This window comes from Herbaspirillum sp. B65 (genome assembly GCF_000333555.1).
In the GTDB taxonomy this organism is placed as follows: Bacteria; Pseudomonadota; Gammaproteobacteria; order Burkholderiales; family Burkholderiaceae_D; genus Herbaspirillum; species Herbaspirillum rubrisubalbicans.
This window is the reverse complement of sequence record NZ_BADI01001172.1, coordinates 1-6,650: the sequence shown is the minus strand read 5'-3', so window position 1 is coordinate 6,650 and position 6,650 is coordinate 1. Positions and strand designations below refer to the sequence as shown.

Sequence of the window (6,650 nt, the reverse complement as noted above, 5' to 3'; positions counted from 1 at the left end):
TGGCATGAGGCGCTGGCGCTGGTGCGTGCGCAGCGCTGGGATGAGGCGCAGACGGTGTTGCAGGCATTGCAGGCGGTTCAGTCACGCGGGCTCTACACGCTCTACCTGGAGCGTATTGCCCGTTATCGAGAGGTGCCACCGCCGGCCGACTGGGATGGCGTGACTACCTTCGAGACCAAGTAGGCAGTGATGCGTGGTGAGCATATGTTCCTGGCAATCAGTTATGGGTGAAATTATTCACATCCACGTTGCAAAAATAATTTCCGTGCGGAAAATAAACTCGGGCCAACGTGTCGCAATCGCCCGCCAGAAGCGCTTTTTCGTCGATTATTATCGACTCGGCAAGCACTAGTCACTATACTTTCCTTCATATAAGCGCGATGCCGCCCAGCAAGGCGGCAGCGCAGCCGGCAACGATCCATCCGTCCTCCAAGAAACGGCAACATCGGTGTCGTGTATGTCTGCGTCAGGGGTTCCTTCTCGTGTTTTGGTTTCCGTGGTCAGGACGCAAGTTGCGCCGGCCACGCTGCGCGTTGCCGTCATCCTCGGATGGGGGCGCCGCATGGGCGCAGGGTAACGAGAGGGGGCAGGGGTAGCGAGGCCGATGGCGGTCCGTGAACAAGAACACTGGGAGGGCTCGCCGGGGCGGGCCACAAAGACCATGAAACGATGCGTTGAGCATTATGGGGTGGCGATGATTTTGCTGGGCAGCGCCTGGGGCGCCATCGCACAACCGGTGGCGGCACCCGTCGCGGCCGCCATGCAACAGGCCACTGCGCCATTGCCCGAGGATGAGCGCTTCGATATCCGCAGCTTCGCCATCGAGGGCAATACCCTGTTAAGCCAGAGCCGCCTGGATGAGGTGGTCGCCCCTTTTACCGGCAAAGGCCGTGTCTATGGTGATATCCAGCAAGCCCTGGAAGCCGTGGAAAACGCCTATCGCAGTGCCGGCTACACGGCCGTGCAGGTGAGCGTGCCGGAACAGGAATTGAGCCAGGGCGTGGTGCGCCTGCAAGTGCTGGAAACGGTGGTGGGCAAGGTGGTGGTCAGCGACAACCGCTACTTCAGCCAAGAGAACATCCGCGCCAGCATCCCCGGCCTGCGCGAGGGCGCTTCGCCCAACCTGCGCAGCATTTCCGAATCGGTACAACTGGCCAACGACAATCCGGCCAAGCAGGTCAATGTGACGCTGACGGCCTCCGAGACCACCAACCAGATCGATGCCGCCATCAACGTCAAGGATGACAATCCGCTGCGCGTCATGCTCAACCTGGACAACAGTGGCAGCGCCGACACCGGGCGCTGGCGTACCGGCGTGGCCGTACAGCATTCCAACCTGTTCAACCGCGATCACGTGGCCACGGTGGCCTATACCACTTCGCCCGACGCCCCGTCCGGCGCCAAGGTGGACCTGTATTCGCTGGGTTATCGCCTGCCGATGTATGGGCTGGGGGACAGCCTGGACTTCATTTACGGCAAGTCCAATGTCAGTTCTGGTCAGACGCTGGCGCTCAATTCCACCCTCAACATCACTGGCCGTGGCGAGATCTATGCGCTGCGCTGGAACCATTTCTTTGCCCGTAGCGGCGAGTGGAGCAGCAAGCTGGTCTTCGGGGCGGACTACAAGAAGGTCGATTCGTCCTGCAACATCAGTGGCGGCCTGCTCAATGGCGCATCGCTCAATACCTGCCTGCCCTATTCGACGCTGCCGCTGTCGGTGTCCTACAGCGCCCAGCGTCAGGGTGTGGGCCAGGTGCTGGACTATAACCTCGGTATCGCGCGCAACATGGCCACCGGTCAGGCGCGCAGCAACGATACGCTGCAGGTGACTGACCGCTATTCGCTCTTTACCGGTTCGCGCAAGTCGATGGACAACTTCATCGCCATCCGGGGCGGCGCGTCCTGGCTGAAGGCTTTCGAAAGCGACTGGCAAGTGCGCCTGGCGAGTCTCTTGCAGGTGTCGCCCCATGCCTTGCCGGCGGTGGAACAGTTCGGCCTGGCGGGTGCCAATGCCGTGCGCGGGTTCACCGAACGTGCAGTGGCCGCCGACAGTGGCGTGATCCTCAACAGCGAAATCTATACTCCCGACCTGCTGGTCAAGAGCGAGCTGCACGGCAACCTGCGCCTGCTGGCCTTTGTCGATCTCGGGCGCGGTGCCAACAACAATGTCACGGCCGCCTCGACGCTGCCTTCCACGGTGACGCTGGCCAGCTTCGGTGCCGGCCTGCGCTACATTCTCGGACGTGACGTCAGCCTGCGCCTGGACGTGGCGCGCGTGCTGCTCAATGGCAATTCGGCCACCGAACAACGTGGTGATCTCAACGCCCACCTGAGCGCAATTCTGGGGTTCTGACATGACATCGACATCCACTCCCGTGCAAACTCCGGCCCAGCCGGCCATCGCCCTCTTGCCGCCGTCCATCACGGTACGCGTGGGCAAGCGCAAGCTGACCCTGTCCTGGCGTGCGCGCAAGCCCTTGCCGGTCTTGCTGTCGCGCCTGTTGCGCCGTTCCTGGCTGCGCGTGCTGGCGCCCTGCCTGCGCATCTCGGTGGCGGCTGCCGCCGTCTGCGGCGCCTGGCAGGCACCGGTGCTGGCCGCCGCACCGGCGCCGGGCACCTTGCCCACCGGCTGGAGCGTGGTCAATGGCAATGTCAGCTTCAGCCAGAGCGGCAATACGCTCAACATCAACCAGCTCTCGCCGCAGGCCATTGCTCGCTTCGCTTCCTTCAGCATTGGTTCCGATGCCGCTGTCAACGTGGCCCAGCCCAGCAGCAGCGCGGCCTTGCTGGCCAAGGTCAGTGGTGGCGACATCTCGCAGATCTACGGCAAGCTCTCGGCCAATGGCACGGTGGTGTTGTACAACCCCAATGGCGTGGTGATCGGTCCCAGCGGTACGGTCGATGCGGGGCGTTTCATCGCCACCTCGCTTGCCATCAGCGACAGCGACTTCCTGGCCGGCAAGCTCAATTTCGCCAAGGATGGCAGCGCCGGTCTGGTAGATAACCAGGGCAAGATCAATTCGGCCACCGGCGGCAGCGTCTATCTGATCGGCGGCAGCGTCTCCAATAGCGGCATCATCAACAGCCCGCAGGGCGAGGTGATCCTGGCGGCCGGCCAGACCGTCACGCTGGCCGATACCGCTACCCCAGGCGTGACAGTGAACGTGACCGGCAGTGCCGGCAACGTCACCAACCTGGGTACGATCACGGCCGAGGCTGGACGCATCGGCGTGGCTGCCGGCTTGATTACCAACAGCGGCGTGATCAACGCTTCCAGCGTGGTACGCGAAGGCGGGCGCATCTTCCTGCGCGCTGCCGGCAACCTCACCACCACCGCCAATTCCAGCATCAGCGCCGATGGCACCACGGGGGGCAACGTCACGCTGTATGCTCAGAACAAGGCCTTCATCGATGGTGATGTCTCGGCCACCGGGGCGCCGGGCAAGGGCGGTTTTGTTGAGACTTCGGGCTTGCAGCAACTGGCCGTGGTGAAAGTACCCAAGGTCGGTTCGGGCGGCACCTGGTTGATCGACCCGTATGACCTGGAAGTGGTGCCGAGCAATCTGTCCAACGTCACTGGTACGCTGGATAGCTGCACTTCCACCTATGCAGTCAGTGTCACCGGCAACAGTTCGACTATCGCCGCCAGCACCCTGTCGGCGCAGCTCAGCGACGGCGTCAACGTCACGCTCAACACTACCGGCAGCGGTACGCAGGCGGGCAACATCCTCATCAGTGCGGCCATCAACAAGACCGGTGAGACCAGTTCCACACTCACGCTCAACGCTGCCAACAACATCACCATCAACGCCGATATCGCCAGCGACTCGCAAGGCACTTTGGGACTGGACCTGAACATGGGGCTGGGCAATGCCGGCGTCTCGCACGTGGCAACCATCGGCAATGGGGCGTCGATCCGGCTCAATGGCGGCGCGATGAACGTGCGCAATGGCTTTGTCGGTGGCGACAGTGGGGGCAGCGCCAATGGGACGCTGTCCATCAGCAATGGCAATGTGAATCTGGCATATATGGGTGGTGGCGAGGGCCCCTCGGGGAGCTTGTACGCCGGCCAGGTCAATATCGGCGGCAATGGCAGCCTCACTACCGGTGGCGGCAGCGAGGTCAGCATCAGCGGGCTCAACAACAATGGCACGGTGACCTTTGGATCCGGCTACAACAACCTGACCATCGGTGCCGCCGGGATCAGCAACAATGGCACACTCAATATCACCGACCGGGGGCAGCTTACCAGTGCTGGTGACGTGGTGAACAATGCCAACGGCAGCATCCTGGTCAGTGGCGGATCGAATTTCACCCTCGCCGGTCAAGGGCAGTGGACCAACAATGGCACGCTCAACATCAGTGGCAGCAACACGCAGCTCAGCATGAACGACAATGTCAGCTTGACCAACAATGGCCAGATGAACATCGGCTCGGGTGCTGCGCTGTATGGCAATATCACGGATTCCAACAGTCATGATTTCACCAACAATGGCACGCTGACGCTGCTCAACGGCAACCTCACCGCCACCAATATCACCAACAACGCCAATGCCACCATCTCTGGCAATGGCACGCTCAATACCAGCAGCAGTGGTTCCATCGATAACTATGGAACGCTGTCTCCGGGCGGCTCCGGGACGGTGGGGGCGCTGACCATCGGCGGCGGTAAATTCGAGCAGCATGACAGCGGCAAGATGCTCATCGATATCGGCTCCAATGTGAGTGGCGGATATGACCAGATCACCTTCGTCGGTAACACCTCGGTGACGCTCAACGGCACCTTGCAGACCCACCTGCTCAACAACTACACCTCCAGCAGTGTCCTGCAGCCCTTTGGCAACAAGGCTGTCGGCGGTTATTTCCGCTACGTCACCGGTGACGTGATCACCGTGGGCGGTGCCGAGCAGATGGTCAAGGCGTCCTATGGTGACGGCATCCTTGGCTTGTCCTTGCGTGGGGCCGAGACCTTCACGGCATCCGCAGCCGGAGATTGGGGCTCCAACAGTAGCTGGAACAGCACTGGCAATAGCTATCTGCCGACCCAGATCGACAACGTGGTCTTTGGTCAGAACGCGAACCTGAGTCATCAGAGCGGCAATGACGTGGTCGCCAGCCTGCAGGTGAACGGTGGTGGCACGCTGAATCTGTCGGGAGGCAACCTGACGGTGCGCAATACGGCCACCATCAATGGTACGGCCAATGTCAGCGGCGGTACCTTCATCGTCAATGGCAACACCAGCGGTAATGGCACCATCACCATCGGCGGCACCAACGATGGTCCGGTCAACACGCAAAGCGTCCGTTCGGCGGTAAGAACGCTCGTGGCGAGTGACTCTTTGATCACGGAAGGCAATGTGACCCTCAACAATACCGCCCAATCCACACTGACAGTACAGCTCAACCACGGTAACCTGACCCTGGGCGGCAACGTGCACCTGGGCAGCCTGACCGTCTCGGACGGTACGGTCACCGGCAACACCGGCTCGCGCCTGGTGGCGGACTACTTCAGCCAGCAGGGCGGCAACCTGAGTCTGGCCGATGCCTCGTTCTCGCTCACTTGCGGTACGCTGGCCGTGGGCAATATCACGGCCAACAACCTGGAACTGAACGCCAGCGGTGAGCTGGCTCAGAACGATGGCACCAGCCTGCATGTGAAATCGCAGTTGATCGCCGCAGCCAGCACGGGGATCAGTCTCAGTAATTCCGGCAACCAGATCGCCGGCTTTGCCGCCAATAACAGCGGCACTGGCGACATCACGCTCAAGAATACGCTCAACACCACCGACGCCAGTGCCGTCAGCATCAATGGAGTATCGACGGCCACCGGCAACGTCAGCATCGACAACACCGGTGGCGTGGTCACTTCGGCCATCGGCAGCAAGGCCGATTTCCTGGGGAGCCTGCCGCTCAATAGCGATGGCTCGACGGTCAGTGTATCGAGTCGCCTGGCTACGCTGGGCATCAACAGCACCGGTCAGTTGAAGAGTGCCAATGGTTCGGTCAGCGTGGTCACGCACAGTCCCTTGACCATCGGCGCTGGCGGGGTCAGTGCCACCGGCACCATTACGTTGACGGCCAGCGCTTCTTCGGGCAATAACGATACCCTGATCGTCAATGGCGTACTGGTGTCCACCGGAGGCAATATCAACCTGACCGCCGGCGATACCATGACCATCAACGCCAACATCTCCACCTCGCCACCGGGGGTGGCCTTGTTCTCGGTACAGTCGGGCCAGGTGGTCGGTTATGCGCAGGGGGTGACCATCAGGGATGCCAATGGCACGCGCACGCCAGTGACGGCCAGCACGACCAATGCCAATAGCAGTAGCACCTCCAGTTCCGGCGTCAGCAACAGCAGCACCGTCGTCTCCACTCCTAGCCAGACCGCGCAGGTGGTGCAGCAACAGCAGAACCAGCAGAGTCAGAATCTGCAGACCACCGTGAACAAGGTGCAACTGTCCGACACGACGGGATACCAATCCACCGTGATCCAGCAGAACAACAGCAGCGGCCAGACCACAGGCGGCACTTCCGGCAATTTCGGTGATGAAGGCGGGGAGCGCAAGCAGAACAAGAAACCGCTGCCGATGTGTACCTGACCCAATGGATAACGTGATACCCATGAAATCGTCAAGCAAAACCGCCGC

Annotated in this window: 3 protein-coding genes; all 3 read left to right on the top strand. The window is 61.4% G+C overall.

Translation table 11 applies throughout. The annotated features are described in order from the left end of the window. On the top strand, positions 1-183 hold a 183-nt coding region (locus tag I5W_RS28340), incomplete at its 5' end, for a hypothetical protein (protein WP_044531765.1). Positions 184-604: 421 nt separating this feature from the next. Next, a complete protein-coding gene (locus I5W_RS28335) occupies positions 605-2,353 on the top strand; it encodes a ShlB/FhaC/HecB family hemolysin secretion/activation protein (RefSeq protein WP_044531764.1) in 1,749 nt (582 codons plus the stop codon). Position 2,354: 1 nt separating this feature from the next. Then, a complete protein-coding gene (locus I5W_RS28330; RefSeq protein WP_199901820.1) occupies positions 2,355-6,602 on the top strand; it encodes a beta strand repeat-containing protein in 4,248 nt (1,415 codons plus the stop codon). Positions 6,603-6,650: the final 48 nt, after the last annotated feature.